This is a genomic window from Leptospira weilii (assembly GCF_006874765.1).
In the GTDB taxonomy this organism is placed as follows: domain Bacteria; phylum Spirochaetota; class Leptospiria; order Leptospirales; family Leptospiraceae; genus Leptospira; species Leptospira weilii.
The window spans coordinates 1,802,501-1,824,565 of sequence record NZ_CP040840.1; the positions used below are offsets into that span (position 1 = coordinate 1,802,501).

At 41.3% G+C, this 22,065-nt stretch carries 15 protein-coding genes (1 of these 15 running past the window's edge); 10 read left to right on the forward strand and 5 right to left on the reverse strand.

Annotated features, from left to right (window positions below; genetic code table 11):
• The 4 genes in view from FHG67_RS08495 to FHG67_RS08510 are tightly spaced (at most 29 nt apart) and all read left to right on the forward strand, a layout consistent with a single transcriptional unit that may run on beyond the window.
• On the forward strand, positions 1-644 hold the 3' portion of the coding sequence (locus tag FHG67_RS08495; protein ID WP_232616646.1) for a sulfate ABC transporter substrate-binding protein. It extends 325 nt beyond the left edge of the window; the window shows 644 of its 969 coding nt (coding positions 326-969); its start codon lies beyond the left edge, outside the window; it ends in the stop codon at positions 642-644.
• A gap of 29 nt (positions 645-673) precedes the next feature.
• Positions 674-1,510, forward strand: coding sequence for a sulfate ABC transporter permease subunit CysT (cysT, locus tag FHG67_RS08500; protein WP_004497590.1), 837 nt, complete (start codon positions 674-676; stop codon positions 1,508-1,510).
• Complete coding sequence (cysW, locus tag FHG67_RS08505) at positions 1,507-2,346, forward strand: sulfate ABC transporter permease subunit CysW (protein ID WP_002628467.1); 840 nt, start codon at positions 1,507-1,509, stop codon at positions 2,344-2,346. Before cysT ends, cysW begins: the two co-directional genes overlap by 4 nt.
• 2 nt (positions 2,347-2,348) lie before the next feature.
• A complete protein-coding gene (locus tag FHG67_RS08510) occupies positions 2,349-3,419 on the forward strand; it encodes a sulfate/molybdate ABC transporter ATP-binding protein (RefSeq protein WP_004497687.1) in 1,071 nt (356 codons plus the stop codon).
• 144 nt (positions 3,420-3,563) lie between these two features.
• On the opposite strand, the gene FHG67_RS08515 is transcribed toward FHG67_RS08510, so the two are convergent.
• Entirely contained in the window at positions 3,564-4,964 is a 1,401-nt protein-coding gene (locus FHG67_RS08515) for an OmpP1/FadL family transporter (RefSeq protein WP_051064919.1), read from the reverse strand.
• 97 nt (positions 4,965-5,061) lie between these two features.
• Between FHG67_RS08515 and FHG67_RS08520 the strand changes: the two genes are divergently transcribed.
• From FHG67_RS08520 to pdxH, 4 genes are all read left to right on the forward strand, one after another.
• Positions 5,062-6,180: an oxygenase MpaB family protein gene (locus FHG67_RS08520; RefSeq protein WP_002628474.1), complete on the forward strand. Its 1,119-nt coding sequence runs from the start codon at positions 5,062-5,064 to the stop codon at positions 6,178-6,180.
• A gap of 3 nt (positions 6,181-6,183) precedes the next feature.
• Positions 6,184-6,849: a transmembrane-type terpene cyclase gene (locus FHG67_RS08525; RefSeq protein WP_061217790.1), complete on the forward strand. Its 666-nt coding sequence runs from the start codon at positions 6,184-6,186 to the stop codon at positions 6,847-6,849.
• Positions 6,850-6,851: 2 nt separating this feature from the next.
• On the forward strand, positions 6,852-12,134 hold the full coding sequence (locus FHG67_RS08530; RefSeq protein WP_142499736.1) for a trifunctional serine/threonine-protein kinase/ATP-binding protein/SpoIIE family protein phosphatase: 5,283 nt from the start codon (positions 6,852-6,854) through the stop codon (positions 12,132-12,134).
• A 326-nt stretch (positions 12,135-12,460) separates the two neighbouring features.
• A complete protein-coding gene (gene pdxH, locus FHG67_RS08540) occupies positions 12,461-13,105 on the forward strand; it encodes a pyridoxamine 5'-phosphate oxidase (RefSeq protein WP_004497617.1) in 645 nt (214 codons plus the stop codon).
• Between the two features lie 307 nt (positions 13,106-13,412).
• Here pdxH and FHG67_RS08545 read toward each other — a convergent pair whose 3' ends face one another.
• Positions 13,413-15,095, reverse strand: coding sequence for a WGR domain-containing protein (locus tag FHG67_RS08545; RefSeq protein ID WP_004504126.1), 1,683 nt, complete (start codon positions 15,093-15,095; stop codon positions 13,413-13,415).
• 429 nt (positions 15,096-15,524) lie between these two features.
• The gene (locus tag FHG67_RS08550; protein ID WP_004497671.1) at positions 15,525-15,929 is read right to left on the reverse strand and encodes a hypothetical protein; all 405 of its coding nucleotides are present in this window, start codon (positions 15,927-15,929) and stop codon (positions 15,525-15,527) included.
• 132 nt (positions 15,930-16,061) lie between these two features.
• Here FHG67_RS08550 and FHG67_RS08555 point away from each other — a divergent pair, with 132 nt between their 5' ends.
• Together FHG67_RS08555 and FHG67_RS08560 are read left to right on the forward strand one after the other, a co-directional pair.
• Positions 16,062-18,044 (forward strand): acetoacetate--CoA ligase, encoded by a 1,983-nt coding sequence (locus FHG67_RS08555; RefSeq protein WP_142499737.1) that lies wholly within the window; start codon positions 16,062-16,064, stop codon positions 18,042-18,044.
• Between the two features lie 73 nt (positions 18,045-18,117).
• Positions 18,118-19,218 (forward strand): substrate-binding periplasmic protein, encoded by a 1,101-nt coding sequence (locus tag FHG67_RS08560; protein ID WP_004497606.1) that lies wholly within the window; start codon positions 18,118-18,120, stop codon positions 19,216-19,218.
• A 410-nt stretch (positions 19,219-19,628) separates the two neighbouring features.
• Here the strand turns inward: FHG67_RS08560 and FHG67_RS08565 are convergent, their stop codons facing one another.
• Both FHG67_RS08565 and FHG67_RS08570 read right to left on the reverse strand, forming a co-directional pair.
• Positions 19,629-20,282, reverse strand: a complete 654-nt coding sequence (locus tag FHG67_RS08565; RefSeq protein WP_004499384.1) for a lytic transglycosylase domain-containing protein — start codon at positions 20,280-20,282, stop codon at positions 19,629-19,631.
• A 640-nt stretch (positions 20,283-20,922) separates the two neighbouring features.
• The gene (locus tag FHG67_RS08570; RefSeq protein WP_142499738.1) at positions 20,923-22,050 is read right to left on the reverse strand and encodes an MBL fold metallo-hydrolase; all 1,128 of its coding nucleotides are present in this window, start codon (positions 22,048-22,050) and stop codon (positions 20,923-20,925) included.
• Positions 22,051-22,065: the final 15 nt, after the last annotated feature.

Consider the following 22,065-nt stretch of genomic DNA (forward strand, 5'->3'; position numbering starts at 1 on the left):
TTTTGGTCAGAAAAGGAAATCCGAAAGGAATCAAGGACTGGGATGACCTCGTAAAACCGGGAGTCGGAGTGGTTACGCCCAATCCTAAAACCGGAGGTGGGGCACGTTGGAATTATCTCGCGGCCTGGGGTTATGCGAAAGAAAAATACGGGTCGGAAGAAAAAGCGAAAGCCTTTGTAAAAAGTCTTTATGCGAATGTTCTCGTTTTGGATTCGGGTGCGAGAGGTTCCTTGACTACGTTTGTTCAAAGAGGAATCGGAGACGTTCTCATTTCTTGGGAAAACGAGGCTCATTTGGCGCTCCAAGAAACCGCAAAGGATTCGAGCGTTGAAATTGTATTTCCATCTGTGAGCATTTTAGCCGAACCTTCCGTAGCGGTTGTCACGAAAAATGCGGAAAAACACAATACGCTCAAAGTCGCCGAGAGTTATTTGAAATTTTTATACACTCCGGAAGGTCAGGAAACGATCGCGAATCATTTCTATCGACCTGCGGATAAGAAGATCGCGTCCAAATATAAGAGTTTATTCAAAAATTTGAAACTGTTCACAATTCGAGACGTTGCCCGTTCTTGGAAGGAGGCTCAGGAGAAACACTTCGCGGATGGCGCTATCTTCGATCAGATTACGGCCAAGACTAAATAAAAAAACTCTTAAGTTCGAATGGAAAAATCGTGTCTACTTTGAATTTTAGAACCAAACCCTACGGAAAAACCGCTTTCGGGGTCACGTTAGGCGTTACGGTCACATACCTAAGTTTGATCGTCATCATTCCGTTAGGCGCTCTTTTTCTGAAAAGTTCCGGAATCGGCTGGGAAGGTTTTTGGAAACTTCTCACTCATGAGAGAATTTTAGCCGCCCTTTATTTAAGTTTCGGCGCCGGAGCCGTTGCGGCGATCATCAACTTGTTCGTCGGATTTTTGTTCGCATGGGTTTTGGTCCGTTATCGTTTTCCCGGAAAATCCCTGCTCGACTCTCTTGTGGATCTTCCTTTTACATTACCGACCGCGGTTGCCGGAATCGCGCTCACTGCAATTTATACTCCGAACGGAGTCGTCGGAAAACTTTTCGAACCTTACGGAATCAAGATCGCATATACTCCGACCGGAATCGTAATCGCCCTCGTATTCATCGGTTTTCCTTTTGTAGTAAGAACGGTTCAACCCGTTTTGGAGGAATTTCCGAAAGAGCTCGAAGAATCTGCGTATTGTTTAGGCGCCAATCGCTGGCAGATTTTTAGAAAAGTGATTTTTCCGGAACTTTTTCCTTCGCTCGTCACGGGAGCTGCGATGGCGTTTGCGAGAGGGATCGGAGAATACGGTTCCGTCGTTTTCATTTCGGGAAACCTTCCGGGGAAAACGGAAATTCTACCTTTACTCATCGTCACGAAGTTAGAACAATACGAATACGAAGAAGCGACCGGAATCGCGCTCGTCATGCTCGTAATCTCTTTTAGTATATTATTTTGTATTAATATTATTCAGACGATTGCCGCAAGGAGAAGGGGATGAGACAGGAATCTTTACTCGTTCGAAGTATTCTTATCGGAGCGGTCTTTTTTCTGACCGGATTGATCTTGATCCTTCCCATTTATACGGTCTTTCACGAGGCTTTCTCGAAAGGCTTTGGGGCCTACTTGGAAGGAATTCAGGAACCCGATACCGTGTCTGCGCTCAGGTTGACTCTTTTGGTAGTTTCGATCGCGGTGCCTTTGAATACGATTTTCGGAGTCGTTTCCGCGTTTTCATTGACCCGTTTCGAATTTCCGGGAAAGAGTTGGCTTCTTACGATCATAGACTCTCCGTTTTCCGTTTCGCCCGTAATTTCCGGTTTGATCTTCATCCTTCTTTTCGGAAGGCAAGGTTGGTTCGGGCCTTGGTTGGAAAAAATGGACATCAAAATCGTATTCAACATTCCGGGTCTTGTTATCGCGACCGTTTTTATCACTCTTCCTTTCGTTTCGAGAGAACTCATTCCCTTACTCGATTCGACCGGAATCGAAGAAGAGGAAGCGGGGCTTCTGTTGGGAGCTTCCCCGATCAAAGTATTTTTTAAAATCGTAACGCCCGGAATCAAATACGGGTTGTTATACGGAATCATTCTTTGCAACGCAAGGGCAATGGGGGAATTCGGGGCCGTTTCCGTTCTCTCCGGTCATATCCGAGGACAAACGAACACATTGCCTTTACAGATCGAAGTGTTATACAACGAATACAATTCTGTGGCCGCTTTTTCCGCGGCTTCTCTTCTCGTTTTTTTATCGTTAGTCACCCTCGTTGCAAAACAGATCTTGGAAAGTAAAATCAAAATCACCAGAAAAGAAGAATTGCTCCAAGAGGAGGTATAGTCATGGGTATCGAAGTTAAGAATCTCGTAAAACGATTCGAAAATTTTACCGCCATCGATCGTCTTTCTTTGGAAGTTCCTGCGGGAGAGTTAGTCGCTTTGCTTGGGCCTTCCGGTTCCGGTAAAACCACTTTACTTAGGATTATCGCGGGACTTGAGGACGCGGACGAAGGCCAGGTGATCTTTGAAGGCCTCGAAGTCAGTAAGAAAAATGCGAAAGATAGAGGTGTCGGTTTTGTATTCCAACACTACGCGCTTTTCAGACACATGACGATTTTTGAAAATATCGCCTTCGGTCTGGAAGTGAGAAAAAGATCGGAAAGACCGAGTAAAGAAGCGATCCGTAACAAGGTGATGAGTCTTTTAAAGCTCGTTCAACTTGAAAATTTTCACAACCGTTATCCTTCCGAACTTTCCGGAGGTCAAAGACAAAGGATCGCACTTGCAAGGGCGCTGGCGATCGAACCTCGTTTTTTATTGTTAGACGAACCGTTCGGAGCTCTGGATGCGAAAGTCAGAAAGGAGCTGAGGAATTGGCTCAGGCGTCTTCACGACGAAATTCATATCACGAGCGTCTTCGTGACCCACGATCAGGAAGAGGCTTTGGAGGTTTCGGATAAGGTGGTCATTTTGAATTCCGGCAAGATTGAACAGGTCGGAACTCCGGACGAGGTTTACAATCATCCTATCAATTCTTTCGTGTTTCATTTTTTAGGCGATGTGAATCTTTTTCACGGTAGAGTGCAAGGCGGTCAAACACAGCTCGGAGAAATTAAGGTGGACACTCCCGAACATTCCGAAATTGAAAGCGCGTCCGCAGTCGGTTACGTGCGTCCCTACGACGTGGAAATTTTGAGAGCGCCGATCGAAGCTCAAACGATTCCCGCGGAAATTCAATATATTCACTCGACCGGTAGAACCGTAAAGATCGATCTCAAACGTTTGGATACGGGTTCGATCCTGGAATCACAACTCAATTCTTCGGAGTTCCAATCTCTCAACCTGCTTCCCGGCGAGACGGTTCATATCCGTTTCAAAAAGGTGAAGGTTTACGTTGAAGATTACACGATCTAATCGGTTTGGTCGAAAGGATTGAATTTTTTTCTAGGAAAATAACATACGATTTCTTACTTCGAAATTCAAGTTCGAAGAAGTTTTTTTCTAAACGGAAACAAGTTCTTACGATAAGTTCTTTATAAATTTATTCGAAACTTTCCTTCAATCAAATCGGTAGGAAGCGCCGAGTAAAATCGCGGGTACGTCCGATCGCAAAGACTGGGAATAATTTAGAACTCGAATATCGTTCGGACCGAACACCGAATGCAATACCGCCCAATCGTTTCCTTGATTTGCGATTATTTTTCTGGAGAACAAATAATTAACCGCTAAGTCGATGCTCCATTTGCCTGAAAGAAAACTAATCCCCAGAGTCGAGAGTTGTTGAACCATGATGCCGGCCTGTAAGGCGCTGATCCCTTCCGATCTCACTACCCCCGTGTTGTAACGATAACCTCCTCTGTACACAAAAGAATCCGTTTTGTATTCGAGGCCGACTGCGGCGGCCCAGGAATCGTGATAGGCGATATTTTGGGAAATCGTGTTTGTCTTTCCAAAAAAGGTCGGAAACCAAGGGTCTTCCAATGTCTGTTTAAACGTCTGATTGTAGGAATTGTAATTGTAATAAAGAAAATCCAAACCGACCCGTAAATGTTCTCCGCCGAAGGAAAAGCCGAGCCCGTGTTTTTCCGGGAGATTAAAAGTGGCGGATACTCCTGTCCTTCTATAATAACTTGCGTCGTTGATTCCTATCTGTATTCCCCCATCCAAAGGAAGAATATTTCTGGCTTGGTAGGAATACGCAATCCGAACCCGCTCCGTGAACGTATAAGAAAGTCCGAATATGGCTCCCATAGAATACGCGTTCCGACTCCTATAATCGAAACCTTGTCCCGGAATTTCCAGAGTATGAGTGATATCGTAAAGTTTTTGATAAGCGATTTGTTTGGAGTAGATCGTTTCAATTCCGAGACCCACGGAAAGATTTCCGAGTCGATACGAGAGCGCGTTTGTCATCTTTACGACATAAAAGGTGGTCGACAGATCTTCTTTGATTTTTCTTGAGTCTCCGATCGGTCCCGAAATATCCAAACCGGACCAATCTCTCAGAGATTGGCCGTTGGGAGTCACTCTGAGAATTCCATTTACATGGCCGCTTCCCCCTCCTGGAACATAAATCCCCGTTCCGTAGTTCAATCGGTCCGTGATCGGAACGTTCAGGCCGAAGTAGGGTAAGGGCGCAAGAATATTATAATTTTGAGAATTATTATATGCGGTTTCCGGATCCGCATCCATAAGTCGATCCGTATATTTGGAACGAATGTAGGGAAGGCCGATTCCGAATTCAAGACCGCCTTTTTGACTTCGTGCGAGGTTTGCGGGATTGGTCGCTATATCCATCGGAGAACCGCCGATCGCAAGATTGACTCCCGCCATTCCGGCGTATCGGGTATTGTGAGAGGGTTGGAAGATTCCCACGCCTAACAAAGGACTTACGAATGCGATCCCGATCAAAAGTGAAATTTTAAAGCCGAACAAAGAAGGGAGTTTTTCTTTTTGCATCGGTAAACTCTTTACAGATTTAGAATTCTGGAAAGTTATTTTTCTTTTCACATTTCGGAGGTTCCGTAAACTTTGTGACTCGAATGGGGAATGTCGAATGCAAAACTTTACTAAATATAGATCCGTAACCGACGTTTATGCAGATCAGGTCATTCGGGATTATTTTCAATCCGACGAAAAAGAAAAACTGAAAAGTTTAGTTTTATTCAATATACTAACGCAAAATTTCGGGCCTATACCTACGTCGTTCCCTTCTTACTTTAAGGAATACTTCGAAAAGACAAACGTTCTTCCCGAATGGGCCGATTTTAAGAAGATTCGGATTGCGGAACAAATCTTCGCGACGTATGGGCCTCAGATCCTTATGATTCTTTGCTGTAAATCTTTACCGATGGCATATACTTGCGGCAACGGAGCGGAGGTTCTTGTTCATACGGGAAGACTTGTGGAAGAGAACGGTTCCACGAAAAAAGTATTCAGAAGACTGATGGAAACGACACAATTCGTCATATCCGTTTTGCAGGAAGGCGGACTTTCCCAAGGAGGCGAGGGAATTAGAGTCGCGCAAAAGGTAAGGCTCATGCACGCGTCGATTCGTCATTTCATAATCGAATCGGGAAGATGGAAAGAGGAATGGGGCAAGCCGATCAATCAACAAGACATGGCGGGCACCTTACAATCCTTTTCGAGTTTGATCTTGGAAGGGCTTATGTTTTCCGGAATTACGTTAAGCGAAGAGGAAAAAAACGCGTACATTCATCTATGGAAAGTAGTGGGACATATTTTAGGAGTGATTCCCGAATTGTCTCCGGACAATTACGAAGATTCTTACGCACTAGGACTCTCTATCTTTCAAGATCAAAGAAAAGAATCCGAGGCCGGTAAAATTCTCGCGAAATCACTTTTGGATTTTATGGAATACATGCTGCCCGGGAATTTATTGGACGGAGTACCGTTGTATTTCCTTCAAAACTATTTAGGGAAAGAAAACTGTGAGATTCTGGGGCTTCCTCGCAAAGAGGAGGAAGTGTTAGGCGGGATCATAGAAAAAATCATGTTGGACTTTGATGAAACCTTAAGCGAAAACGATCATTTTCAAAAACTTGTCTCTCATTTTTCATCAAAGCTTATCTTAGGAATGGACAACTTCTATTACAAAGATAAGAAGGCAAAATTCGAAATTCCGCCTTCTCTGAAGGGAAACTGGGGAGCGTAGTCGATGGGATTCTGGGAAAAGTTCCTAACCGACCCTTATTATCTGGGAAAATTCACTCTTATTGAAAATGTCTTTTTATTTTCGGGAGTGATCCTATGGGCATATGTTTACTTCGCATTGATTGTGGACTCGAACCGCAAACAATTCGTAGAGATGCCCGTCTTCATTGCTTGCGGAAATATCGTTTGGGAATTTCTCTGGGGTTTTGTCATCCAGGAGGATATGGGAATCGTTTTGAATTGGGGTTATAAAATCGCATTCCTTTTGGACGTTCTGATTTTTTACAACATATATAGATTCGGTCAAAAGCAGTTCAAAATTTCCATTAGTATATTAGAATATAGATTTTTACTTCTGGTCTTATTGCTTTCTTGGGGGGCCTTGATCTATACTTACTATGCCAATCGTTACGACCTGTTCACCGGGTCCAATTCTGCGTATATCCTGAACCTATTCATTTCGGGCATGTATCCGGTTTTGTTTCTTTCGACGAATGATAACAGATTATTTTCTTATCCGATCGCATGGTGCAAATTTTTAGGAACCGTATTCTTTACGTTATTTTTGTTTCTCTATTTCCCGAAGGAATATTTCGTTTTATGTTTGGGCGTATTGGTTTTTATAGCGGATGCGTATTATGTTTATTTATTTGCAAAGACTAGAAAATAAAAATGTCGACTCGAACGGATCTAACCGCATTTCAAACGAACGAAATCTTACTGCAAGATCATGTCTCGACGGTTTACAGAGGGATCTTAAAGGGGGAATCCGAAACAAAAATCCTTAGAATTCAGAAAGAAAAAACCAAAGAAGAGGATTCTTTTTACTTTTTGAACGAGTACGAAATTGGGAAGCTGATTTCCGACGACCATATCTTAAAGCCCGAGCGTATATTAAGGATCCAAGATAAATACTGCCTCGTCTATGAAAATCTGGAAAGTGTCCTTCTGTCGGATTATATATCCGAGGTTGGTCTATTATCCGTGGAGGAATTTCTTCAAGTTGCGCTGTCGGTTACGGAAAATGTGATTCATCTACATTCGCAGGGAGTCCTTCACAATCAGATCGGCCCTAATTCCTTTTTTTACGACGCCGGTACTAAAACTTCCGTTCTTGCTTGGCTTGGTTCCTCTTCTTTGCTCATAGGCGAAAAAGGAAATCCCGCCCCTTTACAGATATCGTCTACGTTACTCGCTTATTGCTCTCCGGAACGGACCGGAAAACTCAATCGCTCCGTTGATTTTCGATCGGACGGTTATGCTATTGGGGCTTTGTTCTATTGGCTTTTAACTGGTAAACCTCCTTTCGAATCCGACGACCCGTTGGAAATCATACATTCTCACATAGCTCGCGTTCCCATTCCGGTATTTGAAAAAAGAAAAGAGATTCCGGTTCCAATTTCGAATCTCGTAATGAAATTACTTTCCAAGATGCCCGAGGAAAGATATTTCTCGTTGGAAACCTTATTGTACGATTTGCAGCTTCTCTGCGATTCCGTTCGGTCCCAAAGAAGCATTTTGGAATTTATTCCCGGTTTTACCGAAAAAAAGGATAAGTTCCGAATCTCCGAAAAATTATACGGAAGGGACAAGGAAAAGGAAATCATAGAGGAAGCGATTTCTTCCGTTTATTCAGGAGTAAAAGCATCCATTCTGATCAAGGGAAAGTCGGGGACCGGAAAAACCTCCTTGATTCAGGACGCGATTCTTTCTAAAGAATTGAATACATTACGAAGTTTTAAAGGAAAGTTTGAGGAGGACAAAAGGGGGATTCCTTATTTTGCTCTCAGACAGGTTTTGGTAGAATTATCCAATCATCTTTTAACCCAATCCGAATACGAAATTCAGTCCTTTCGAAAAAAAATTCAGGAAAAACTCGGAGGTAATATCCAACTTTTGGCCCAACTCATACCCGAGATCGAAAATCTGACAGAGATCTTTCCCGTTCCGTCGAAACATCAGAGTCAAAAGGACGATCAATTTCTATTCATCGTAATCCTAAGATTTTTATCCGTCTGTTTCAACCGGCGAAATCCGGCCTTACTTATACTAGACGATATTCAATGGGCCGATCCCGCGTCTCTTGCTCTCATCGAGTTCATATCCAGACAGACCGAGTGGGAAGGAATGCTGTTCGTGTTTATTTCTAGGAACGAGGAAGAATATTCCGATTTCTTAAACTCTTTTCGGGAAAGTATTTTGAATTCGGAAATTCTTCTTCAAGAGATTTCCTTGAATTCCCTCGATCAAACTATGATTCGAAGTTATGTGATGGACAGTTTGGATTTGAAAGAGGAAGACTCGGACAAACTCACCGAAATTCTTTATCAAAAAACGAACGGAAATCCATTTTTTCTCAATCAGTTTTTCAATACGCTTTATACGGAATCCTTCATACGATATCAGAAGAGTTCGGGAATTTGGAGTCTGGATTGGGATCAGATTATTAAAAAAACCGTGACCGAAAACGTTTTGGATCTTCTCACGGAAGAGATTACGAGACTTCCGGAGGATACGCAAAAATTCCTAAAGGTAGCGGCGTGTGTGGGAAATCTTTTCGATTTGGGAATTTTGTATCGGTATTTTCAGGAGACTCCGGAGATCGTCGAGACTGGAATTAGGGAATGTATCAAACAGGGAATCATCATATATCAGGAATCGCAGGTAAGTCTTTATCCGGTTTTACAAATATTAAAAAAAGAGAATGCGAAAGAACTGAATAAGAATAGGGTTTTCGAAGGAATCACATTTCGTTTTTCGCATGATAAGATCAATCAGGTGATCGGGGAATCGATGGCTCCGGATCAAAGAGTCGAAATTCATAAAAACCTCGCCTGGCTTTTGATCGAATCGGATCGACTTTCTTCCAAACAGGAACGGATTCCTGAGATTGCAAACCACCTGATCAAATCCCAAAAAATTCTAAGTTCGAAGGAAGAAGTCGAGATCTTCAACCATTACATCATCCTCGCCGGAAATTCGGCCAAACTTGCCGCGGCGTTTAACACCGCTTATAACCTTTTCACTCTTCTGAAAAAAAAGATCACAGAGGAATCTTGGAAGAATAAAAAGGAACAATGCGTTCAAATTTATAAGTCTTTTGCAGAGTCCGCGTATTTCTTTTCCAAAACCCTTGAAGCGGAAGATGCGGTTCAAGTTCTGCTTTCCCGATTGCAGGATCGGATCGAAATCGTCGACGTTTATCTCATGCAGCTGGAAGTGATGAACGCAAAGAACGATCTCGAAGGGGCCTACAAAGTCGGTTTAAAAGCGCTTCAATCTTTGAACGTCGGATTTCCGGAAAAACCCGGAATCATGGTTCTCATCTTCGAATTTTTAAAGATGATTTATTATCAAAGAGGTAGGAGTCCGGAACGATTACGGGAAGCGAAAAAAAATCAAGATCCTTATAAAATAGAAACCATCAACATCCTTACGAATATGTTGAATTACGGAAAACATTCCGACGGTAAGTTGTTCGTATTCCTGTTTTTAAAATTGATGAACATTACTCTAAAGGAGGGAAATTCTCCGGTAAGTTTTTTCGGTTATGCCGGATTCGGTTCTCTTCTTTTCGTGGTGACCGGAAATTTTAAAACGACACTTCGATACTGGGATCTCGGCGAATATATCATTCAGATTTTCAATGCGGATCGCATTCGCGGCAGATATCTGTTCGGAAAGAATATGCTCCTCGATTTCTATAGGTATCCTTTTTCCAAATTGGTCTTACTCGCTGACGAGGCGTACGAAAAGTGCATTCAATATGGAGATTATCTTTGGGCCGCGTTCTCTTTGATCGCACATTCTATTTATTATCTGTATTCTTCGGATACTTCTGAATCGTATTATGAAATTCTAATTAAAAATGCGAAGCGGGGGGAACAATTAGGTTACGAGACCGTTTATACGGTCATCGCAAGTTCCGATTTCTTGATTCGAAGTTTAGCAAGTCCTTCCAAGCAGAATTTGATTTATAAGGATCAGGAAATGCCCGCGGAAGTTTTCGAACGGGAAGTCCTAGTGCCGAACGCGAACGGGACCGCAAACGCTTGGTATGCGGTTCTGAGAGGAAAGGAAACTTATCTCAGCGGGGAATGGAAAGATGGGTTGGGAGTTTTCGAGAGATTTGCAAACGATTTGGAGAGGTCCAGAACGATTTTCATCTATTCCGAATACAGATTCTATAAATCTCTTCACTTGATTCGCTCTAACGAATTGAAAAGGAGGCTGCGTTGGCCGGATTTGTTTTTTATCAAAAGATCGATTTCCTTGTTTAAAGTTTGGTCGAAAACTTTTCCCGATAATTTTCAATCGTACTATTATATTCTAAAAGCAGAATATAATAAATATAGAAAGGATTTTGCGAATGCGGAGATGTTCTACGAACTGGCATTGTCTTCTCTTCGGGAAAACGAAGGTAATCTTAGAAAAGCGATCGTTCACGAACACGCGGGCTTATGGGAACTTGAGAGAGGAAGAAAACATTACGCAAATTATCTTTTAAAGGTTTCGGAAAGACAATATCGAACCTGGGGCGCAACCGCGAAGGCGGATCAAATTCGGGCGATGAGGCAACACGAGAAAGATGTGGGAATACTTCTCCGCATGAGAGAAGAAACTCTTTGGGATACGATCCTGAAGTCCGCCGAAAAGCTGGATTTTAGAAGCGTTTTAAAGTCTTCTCAATCCATCTCTGAAATTATAGAACAAGACGAGCTTCTAAAAAAATTAATGCGAACAATCATGGAAAACGCGGGAGCGACTCGAGGATTTCTGATACTTCCCAGAAAAGACGGTTTGTACGTGGAAACGGGACAGGATATCGAAAGAGATGACATTCTTCCTCGATCTCTGATTTTGGACTACGCTACGGAGTTGCTACCGATTGAAATCGTCTATTATTGTTATCGTTCGGGACAAAGAATACTTTTGAACAATACGTCTTCTAAGGAGTCTCCGCATTCTTTGAATTCTTATATCGGAGCGAAACAACCGAAGTCGCTTCTTTGTCTGCCTATCACGAAACAAGGAAGAATTTTGAGTGTTCTTTATCTGGAAAACGGACTCACTTATGACGTGTTCGACGAACATAAGCTGGAAATCCTCGAAATCCTGTCTTCACAGGCCGCAATTTCATTAGAAAATGCTAAATTATATGAAGATATCACGAGTTTAAACGCCGAGTTGGAAAAGAAGGTGGAACTTCGCACACAAGAGCTGATGCAATCTTTGGAAATTATACGGAAGGATCTTCTGTATTCCAAAAAGATCCAACGTAGTATTTTACCGGAACATCCGGTTCTCCCGGGAATTCTTTATTCGATTTCCTATCAACCTATGGACGAGGTCGGAGGGGATTTCTACGATCTTTTCGAAATTCGTCCCGGAGTTTACAGATTTTTCGTGGCGGATGCGACAGGGCACGGGGTTCAAGCCGCTTTGATTACTATGGCAATCAAGAGCGAATATGAGCATCTGAAAAAAATCCAAAAAAATCCCTCTTCTTTATTAGGGGGATTGAATGCGGTGATTCTTGAAAAATTTAAAACCTTGTATTTCACCTGTGTCGTCGCGGACATAGACGTAAAAAATCATACTTTGGAGTATTCGTCCGCAGGTCATCCGCCTCAGATTCTTTTGAGAGAAGGCAAAACGGATCTCTTTCATAAAACCGGGGCGATTCTCGGACTGAAGAAGGACTTCGTATATTATACCGAAAAAGTAAAATTAAAATCGGGTGACCGGATTTATCTTTTTACGGACGGGATTTACGAACAATTTAATGCGACTAAAAACGAATTCGGCGAAACGAGGTTTTTAAGTTCGATTGTTTTGTCTTCTTCTTTGAGTCCCGAAGGCCAAATTTTCAAGGTTCAAAAAGACTTGAATCTATTTTTGCAAGGAGAGCCGATACAGGACGATTTTACTCTTATCGTCGTGGAAATCGTCTAACGTCTATTTCAAAAAAACTCATATTCGAATTTTGCTAATGGGATTGAGAAAAATTTCCGTTCCGAAAAAATTCAAGTGTAAACTCCGAGCTTGGACTAAGAGCGTGTTCCAAAACCATTCGATCTTATCAGAATCTTCGCGGATCGCTGCGATTGTTTCTACGTTTTGGGACAGATTCTAAAAAAATTCTGATGACAAGTTTTTTCGGGGATTTGTCGTATAATACGGACATTTTGCGGATAAGACCGGATTCCCGAAAATGAAAAATGGAATTCAAATTTTTTCTTTTACTTTAAAGCTGCTTCTATTTTTTGAATGTAACCGATATGAATTCTAAAATTTCAGAAATTAGAAAGAATTACAGTTTATCTTCTTTGGATATGAAAGATATCGGAGACGATCCGATTTCATTCTTTCAAAAATGGTTTGAGGAAGCCGCCTTGTCGGAAGTTTTGGAAGTCAACGCGATGACTCTTGCTACGGCGACCAAGGACGGAAAACCGAATGCGAGAATTGTTCTTCTCAAGGGAATCCTGGAAGACTCGTTCGTTTTTTATACGAATTACGAAAGTAAGAAAGGACGGGAATTGGAAGAGAACCCGAGGGCTTGTCTTGTTTTCTTTTGGTCCGAGTTGGAACGTCAGGTACGAATCGAAGGAAGCGTAAAGAAAGTTTCTAGAGAAGAATCGAACGTGTACTTTCATTCCAGACCCAGAGGATCCCAGATCGGCGCGGTTGTTTCTCCTCAGAGTTATGAAATTCCGAATCGTAAATTTTTAGAAGAACGTTTCGAAGAGTTTTCGAAATTATATGAGGGTAAGGAAGTGGATCTTCCGAATCATTGGGGAGGTTATGCGATTTGTCCTAGCCGAATCGAATTTTGGCAGGGACGTTCCAGTCGTTTGCACGATAGAATCGTGTTCGAGAAAGATGGGGATTCTTTTTGGAAAAAATTCAGAGTCGCTCCGTAAAACGCGATTTGAAATCGGAGTCTGTATTCAAATATTAAGATGTGGGAATTCCTAATAAAAATTGAACAACGAAAAAGAACCGTTTGAAAACACGTAAATTATCGGTGTTTTCAGTAAAGGTAAAGTATTTTCGAGATAGTTTCTAAGCGGTCTTCTTGGCGTCGCCACAGAAAATAACTGTGACTTTCCCGATTTATTCAAAATATCTAATGTGATTGCGCACTTTTGGCTATCAACGGTTTCGCCGTAGGTTACGGTAAAAGATTTTCAGCTAACTAAAAGTAAGTTATGTTTTCATTTATAATTTTTAGTCAGAATGATATTCAAAAAAATCACAATCTATTTCTAATCCTAAATCCTTTCGAGGCTTTATAGATTTTTTAAAGCCCTCTATTTCTTTTTTGCTTATCAATGTTCCTTTGCAATGTACTCTTGCTATACTTTTGGAACCCATAAAAGATTCCAGGTTTGGCAGCGAAGTATTGTTTGCATAAAATTTGGTAAGACGAGGAAGTGACTTGAGAACATCAAATGAGTCGATCTTCGTATCGGAAATATCAAGATCGCTTAAATATTTTAATTCTTTAAGGCGGGAGATATCTTTCACATGTGTTCCTTGTATTTTTAAAGTTCTAAGTTGCCCTAAAGATATTATTGGTTCAATGTTTTTCACAGATGTTCCTGAGATCTGTAAATATTCAAGGTTTTTTAATTTCGCAAGCGGCTGTAGATCTGTTATTAAGGTACCTTCTAATTCCAATCTATTCAAGTTGGAAAGGGAAGTTAAAGGGCTAAGATCATTTATCTTTGTATCATTTAAAATAAGCTTTTTCAGTTTTATAACATTTTTAAGGGGGCTGAAGTCTTTTACTTTTTTACTTGAAATACGTAAATAAGAAAGTTTTTTCCATGAGCTTATTGTTGAAATGTCTGTAATATGAGGCGCATCGCAATCAAAACTTGATAGGTTGACGAATTTGGAAATTGATTCTAAGGATTTAATTTTGCTGTTTTCGTTAACGTATAAATGCTCTACGAGTTGAATTTTTTTAGAAAGAGAATCTGTATCACTAACATAGGGTTCATTCTCAACAGCCTCCTTCAATTCAGAATCCAAATTATTCCACCATTCCTCTGTTATTGCATCATTTTTATTTTTGGTATGAATGGGCATTTCGATTTTTATGCCCCATGCTTCTGCTATGAGCTTTAAAAACAATGCACCGGCATTAACTTCCTCTGGATCGGTGCATTCTCCTCCACCATCGTGGGCAAAGAAATAAATAACAGGTTCTCCAAATTGGTTTTTTTCTTTGGGGTGAAACAACCATACATCAGAATTGTAATATAAAGGTGTTATTATTTGTTCAGGCTTAACATATTCCAACAGTTCTGAGTCTAAATTTTCAAACCATTCGGATTCAAACATATTATGAATACCAAGGTAGAATTCTCCTGTCCCTTCTGTTCTCAACAGGCTGCTTTTATTTAAAATTTTTTGAAAGTTTCTTGAATATTTTTTCCCTTTTTCTTTAGCAGGCGCATAGGTAAATAATTTGTTTTTTCCGGGAAATTCAATGATCAAAGTCTTTTCATCTTGATATTCGGGAATGCCTATTGTTGCTTTTACTGCTTGATTCATCACCATTTGCAATATTTTATCATATCCTGGCGTATCGGCCAGATAGGAGAAATGATTGATCAATGCTTTATGTAAATTTTCGGAGTCGACTATTGCTTGCCATTCTTTTAGGTAATCGGCTTTGATTTGAGGGTTGATTTTTTTTGGAGGATTGATCTCCACATATCCTTTTTTTAATTTTTCATTTAACAGTTTTTGAACCTTTTTCAAACACTTTTCTTTAGTGTCAAAAGTTTCGATTTGAGATATGCCGACTGTTCCGGTTTCGCCGTAGGTTAAGGTAAAAGATTTTCCGGATATTTCAATATTCCAGAATTTATTTTCTTTGTAAGTAAGGTAGTGTTTCATTTGGGTAACGTTATGGTTTTTCAGGTCTCGTACAATCTTTTTTTAAAAAAGGGCTGGAATCTGAACTTGTAAATCTATTCTTAAAATGTGGAAATTATCGTAAATTATGATCTTAAGAACAATTCTAAAATTCTAGGAACTCCTATTTTAACGTGAGCAGGATCGTAAGAAATCCATGATTCGGAAGTTGGAATCTGAACTTGTAAATCAATTCTTAAAATGTGGAACTGCGACAAATCGCGATTTTACGAACAAATTCTAAAAGTAGTACTCCTACTTTTAGAAAATTCTTTCTTATTTTCAACCATCGAACCTAACGTTTTATAGTTTTATTTTGGTCAATTGTTTGGAGATAAAATTAGATCTTATTAAAATTGATTCGATACCTTTGATCGTCCGATAAAACCCCAAAATGGATTTGAGACAAATTCAGACCCAAAGATTCAAAAGGTAAAGAATCAAAACGATCGCAAAACCGAGACTGAAAAAAAAACCTATTTTTACAGGTTGTGTGTGAGTCCGGTATCCCGAGAGAAAAATGTGAAGAGATAAGAATCCGACAGCGATTATTTCCGCAATTAAGGTCGCTATCACCGGAGGTTGGGGACCGAAGAGCAAAATCAGAATCGCGGGAAGAAATCCCAAGAAACTCATAAAAGCTCCGGTAGTGATCCACATCATTAAGATCAAACGAGATTGTCTTTCTTCTCTGAGTTGGAAGAAACCGACTGCGCCTCCTACGATCAATTGATGAATCAAACCATGCAGAGCATAAATGATTCCGGACGCGATAAGGATGATTTCGGCGAAATGGATGTGTTCGAATGAGCTCAATGGAGATTCTCGTTTTCGGATTTATTTTTTCTAAGCATATACGGAGTGTTCCGTTCCTCAATCAAAATTCATGTTGACCCGGCCTTTTAAAAAAATGTAATAGAGAATGAAAAAACGGAATCGAGTTTTTACATGCATCAACAATTATGGGCGCCTTCCACCGCTCGGATCGAATCTTCCAATTTAAGCCGATATCAAAAGTTTCTCAGAGAGAAAAGAAAACTTCATTTTTCTTCGTACGAAGAACTCAGGGCTTGGTCCGTAAAGGATGTCGGAGTTTTTTGGGAAAGCATCTGGGAGTTTTCCGAAGTCGTTCATTCAAAAAAATACGAAACCCCGTATCGGACCGGACTGAATTTTACGGATTCTAGATTTTTTTTGGGAGCTAAGCTCAATTTTGCGGAGAATCTGCTCCGAAGGACTGATTCTTATCCGGCTTTGATTTATAGAGGAGAAGACGGCTCCAGAAGAGAAATCAGTTATTCAGAATTGCGCTCTTACGTGGGAGCTCTCGCAAAGGATCTGAAAAAAAAGGGAGTGGTGCCCGGGGATAGAATCGCAGGGCTGATGCCGAATGTCCCCGAGACCGTGATTGCAATGCTCGCGACAACTTCCATCGGAGCGATTTGGAGTTCTTGTTCGCCGGATTTCGGAGTCAAGGGAGTGTTGGATCGATTCGGACAGATTACCCCCAAGGTTCTGTTTACCACGGATCGATACGCGTTTAAGGGAAAGGATGTATCTCTTGCGGAGAATCTGACTCAAATTCTTGCGTCCATTCCTTCACTCGAAGCGGTGATCGTATCGGACTACAAAAAAGGAATTCTGCATCTTAAAAATCAGACGAACACGGAACTTCCGGAAAACTATCCTAAAAAGAATATTCATTTTTTGGAAACTATTCTTCTGGAAAACCAAGGAGCCGAACCGGAATTCCACCAAACCGATTTCGATCATCCGGTGTATATTATGTATTCATCCGGAACGACCGGACTCCCTAAATGTATGGTACAGGGAGTGGGCGTATTGATCAATCATTGGAAGGAATTGGTACTCCACTGCGATCTCAAAGCCGGAGAAAGAATTTTTTATTATACGACATGCGGCTGGATGATGTGGAACTGGCTCGTAAGTTCCCTATCCGTAGGGGCGACAGTCGTCTTATTCGACGGAAATCCTTTTTATCCCGGACCGGAAATTCTATTTCGTATCGCTTCCGAAGAAAGGGTCGATGTCTTCGGAGTGGGAGCGAAGTACATTCTTACTTTGGAAAAGTCGGACTTTCAACCGAAGGATTTCGATCTTTCATCGATGAGGGCTGTGTTGTCCACCGGTTCTCCTTTGACTGAGGCGGGCTTTCGATACGTATATCAAAATTGGAAGAAGGATCTTCAACTATCTTCGATTTCGGGAGGAACGGATCTCAACGGTTGTTTCGCGTTGGGAAATCCGGTTTTTCCAGTTTACGAAGGAGAGATTCAATCCAGAGGTCTTGGAATGGACGTAGAGGTCTGGAATGAGTTCGGAAAATCCGTGGTTGAAGAAAAGGGAGAACTTGTTTGCAAACAACCTTTTCCTTCCATGCCTCTTTACTTTTGGAAAGATCCCGAAGGAAAAAAATACGAGTCCGCATATTTTGAATCCTTTCCCGGAGTTTGGTGCCATGGGGACTTTGTGGAGCTTAAGAAAAACGGCGGTCTTGTCGTTTATGGAAGATCGGATGCAACTCTCAATCCCGGCGGGGTGAGAATCGGAACCGCCGATCTTTACGGTCTGATCGAAACTTTTTCTGAAATCGCCGATTCCGTCATTATAGGTCAAGATTGGAAGGAAGACGTAAGGATTGTTTTATTTTTAAAGATGGCTCCCGAAAAAAAATTAGACGATTCTCTCATTCAAACCTTGAAAAAAGAAATTAAGGAAAAAATTTCCCCTAGACATGTACCTTCTAAAATCCTTGCGGTTGCGGATATTCCATACACGATCAATATGAAAAAAGTGGAGATTGCCGTCAAAAGAACTGTTCAAGGCGAATCCGTAACGAATAAGGAAGCTCTTAGCAATCCGGAAAGTTTAGAATATTATAAAAATCTTTCAGAACTTGCGGAAGATTAAAGTTGCTTTTGAGTTTGAATTCAAAATGATTCGAACTAAGTTTTGTTCGGTTCTGTAGGAGAGGATTATTATAGTGAGTCAACGGAAATATTCTGAGGATCTATTTGAAATCAAAACTCTCCGATCGCATATTCGATGGATTTTAGGGTCCGTCCTAAAGCTCAAAACAATTGCAGCGACCCGAGAAGATTCTGATAAGATCGAATGGTTTTGGGACGGGCTTTTCGTTCCGTTTTTAGGAATTGTAAACCGTATTAAAAATTCTATAAAAGGAATTTCGATAAAACCTTTTCTTTTCGTTTTTTTTGCGGTTCTTTGCAATATAAACGAAGTGGGATATTCCTCTTTGGGAGCGGAGGAAAACACATTCAGATTTTACAATTTGTCCAGGCTCAAAGAAATTTTGGAAAAAGGGGAATTGAAAGTCACCGGTGATTCCGCGTACGAACCTTTTTATATTGTAAACGCAAAGGAGGGTTATCCAGGTTTTGATTACGAGTTGGGAAAAGCTTATGCAGACTTTCTCGGAGTAAAATATAAATTCGTTTCTTATCAGGAATTCAATGAATTTGCGGATGCGATCAAAAAAAAGGAAGTCGATATTGCGTTATCCGGAATCTCAAGTAATCTTGAAAGATCCAAAAAAGTGAAATTCAGTAAGGCGTATTTGGTTGCAACTCCCGCCGCGTTGATTCGAAAATCCGCGCTTCCTCCTCCCCCGGAAGGAAACATTATCACGACTCAGAATTTCAGAAGTATCCTCGATTTAGCGGATGTGAATGGAGTTACGTTTGCGGTCAGATCTTTTTCCAATCGTCACGAATATCTTCTGAAAAAATTCAAGAACAATCGTATTTTTACTTATGGAGATACTTTTGCCGCTTGGGAAGCGGTTAAGAATGGAACGGCAAATTGTTTGGTCGCGGACTCTTTCTATATCAAGGGACTTTTACTCAAGGACAAATCGATTGCTTCCAACTTCCGGCCCCTACTCGAACTTGTACAAAGGGAAGATATAAGCGCCGCATTCCCTTACGGAGATTTGGTGTTTATTAGGAATTTTGAATTCTTTCTTGAAGTGTTGGAGCGATCCGGGACCCTTCGGGAGTTAGAGGACAAATATTTCAATAAATCGGATTGGGTCTTATCGAACGACTTGAAACGCGATCCATAGAGAGCGTTTCGCTGAGTTAACGCGATCCGTAGAGAGCCATCACCTTACCCACAAGTACTTGGATCCGAAGATAAATCCGTCGGAATTCCGACAGTGAAACTTAGTTCCCACAACGCGCCCTAAACACCGACCCATAGGAAGGTGTTTACTGAGTTTAGGAAGCGTTGTGCCTGAGTTTCCCCTTATTTTTGGGTGGGGATGACGAGCTCTGCTGAAGAGCGAGGCGCTGAGTTTGGAGGCGGAAAGACTCGGGAAATTTTTCTCTATCAGAAAATCATACTTCTTGCAAGTAAAAAGCCTCATTCTTGTCGGAACACTTGAAAAATATCAGTTTTGATTCCAAAACCCTTTATAACTTATGGATAGCCACGGCAAAGCGACGGCTCTTTAAAGAAGTAAGGATCGGGAATTTATGGAATGGAATTGGCAATTTTTTCTCTTAGTTCCAAATAATGGGATTGGTTGGAAAGAATGATTTCGTTGTATTCAGGGATCCCACCCCAACGATCGACCGCACTGGGGCCGGCGTTGTAAGAAAGGAGGGCCTTAGCGGTATCTCCCTTTCTCAGATCCAATAGATAATTCAGGTAAGAAACTCCAAGGTGGATATTAACTTCCGGTTTGTGGAGATCGCTCAAGTTGATTTTCCAGCCTTCCTTTTGGGAGATCCAATTTGCGGTTGTAGGCATAATTTGCATAAAACCACGAGCGTTCTTGGGTGAGCGGGCCGTTGCTTTGAACTGGGATTCTAGATGAATGAGACCGATCAGTAGGCTCACTTTGTCTGTGTCGGAACAACGAAAGTTACAGGATTCTATATTCAGTCTTCTGGATTCTTGGAGAATGACTTGGGAGAGTTTTTGGAGTGATTTCGAGGAAAGGGAGGGGCGGATCTCCGAGATGTAGGCTTGAATGGTTGCGATTTCGATAGATTCTTCATCCGGAATGCTTTTCTTTTGATTGAGCGCTCCCGCAAGTGGCTCCAAAAGCAATTGGAAGCCGAAAGGTAAGAGCAGAAAAATTACATATCGGAAACGAAATTGAGTCAATCTGCGAAAATTCACTGTGTACCTCCGAGAATCTTGATTTGTGCGTCGCACAATCGTATTTTTTTGGCACTGCACTATGGGTCAAGTATTTCCAGTGGTTTTAGAGAGGTTAAGAGACAGAATTTTAGTCGGAATTATGTCCAAACTGAGGCTGGATAATCCGGTTTCGTTGCTACAAATAGTTATCAATGACTAACAAAAAGAAGAATGGGATCTCGAATTACAGGCTGGAGTTCCAACCGTAAACTTCTGGAAAAAATTACCCAGAAAAGAAAAACGATTTCTAGAATACTTTTAAACAAGTTCAAACCGCCCTCAAACAGGCTGTTTTCTTTACAACTTCAGATTACATCAATTCTCATTTTTTTGAATTTGTTCATTAGGTTTCATATTCGTAATATGTGCCGACGTAGTTTTAGGACTCATCCCTCGCAACTCGAAGCGTTGGAACTCTGACGTTTTTTTGGATAGTTTGTAACTTTCAAAACAATCTTTTCAGTTTTCGGAATCTTTTTTCCAAATTTAATCATGCAACGTGGGTTCAGTGTAACAAAATGCGAAAGCGATTCTATGTTTCGCTGAGTTTAGGCAGCAACACTTTAGTTTCTTATTCGCCCAAACTTTCAACCGCCGAATTCACGTTAATATAGTGTCATTAACGGACTTTCTCCCACCAGGCTTCGGAAACAAAAGTCGTTCCTCCGACGACAACTTCTCCCGGTTTCGGAGTGACTAAGTCGATTTGGTATTGTTTTGCGGATTTTACAGTTCGGAGAATCGGTTCGTCCCAGTGATGAATCGCCAGATTGAATGTTCCCCAATGAATCGGAAGCATTCTTTTGGCTTTTAAGTCGAGATGTGCCTGAACCGCCTTTTCCGGATTCATATGAATTCCTTCCCAAGTGATATCGTAGGCTCCGACCTTAATCGAAGTTAGGTCGAAGGGACCGAGGCGTTTACCGATTTCCGCAAAATGCGGAGAATAACCGGTATCCCCGCTATGAAAGAATTTATTTTCAGGACCGATGATGCTCCAAGAAGCCCAAAGAGTGGATTTGCCATTCAAGAGTCCTCTTCCGGAATAGTGAACCGCAGGAGTGCAGACGATCTCAACTTTACCTACATTTCCCTTTTCCCACCAATCCAACTCGATGATTTGATTTTCGGGAATTCCCCAATGTTCTAAGTGAGCGCCGATTCCCAAGGGGACAAAATATTTCGTTCCCTTGGAAGCCAGATATTTGGCGGTATTCATATCCAGATGATCGTAATGGTCATGTGAAATTACGACCGCATCGATTGAAGGAAGATTCTCCAGAGAAATCGGAGGCGGGAAAAATCTTTCCGGACCCATACTCTTGAACGGAGAAATCTTATTTGAAAATACTGGGTCCGTGAGAATTCTCACTTCGTCGATTTCGACCAAAACGGAAGCATGACCAAGCCAAATCGTTCTTAATCCCGGAGCCGTGTTTGGAGAAAAACTTTTTGGATCCGGATAGATCACCGGAATCGAAGAGGGAGGGGTTCTTTGTTCGTTTCCGAAAAGTTGTCTCCAGATGATATTTGTATAAGTTCCGGAAACAATATTGGGAACGAAGGGATCATTTTCGAATTTTCCATCTTTGTACATTTTAGAGGTTCGCATTCTTTCGAGTCGTTTTCCTTCCGGAGTTCCTCCGAAAGAACTGAGACAACTTGTTTGTAAAATGACTAAAATAAAAATTCCCAAAAAAAGGATCAGAGATAAGAAAGAAATTTTTTGAATTCGATTTCCGAACATACGATTCACTCCTAA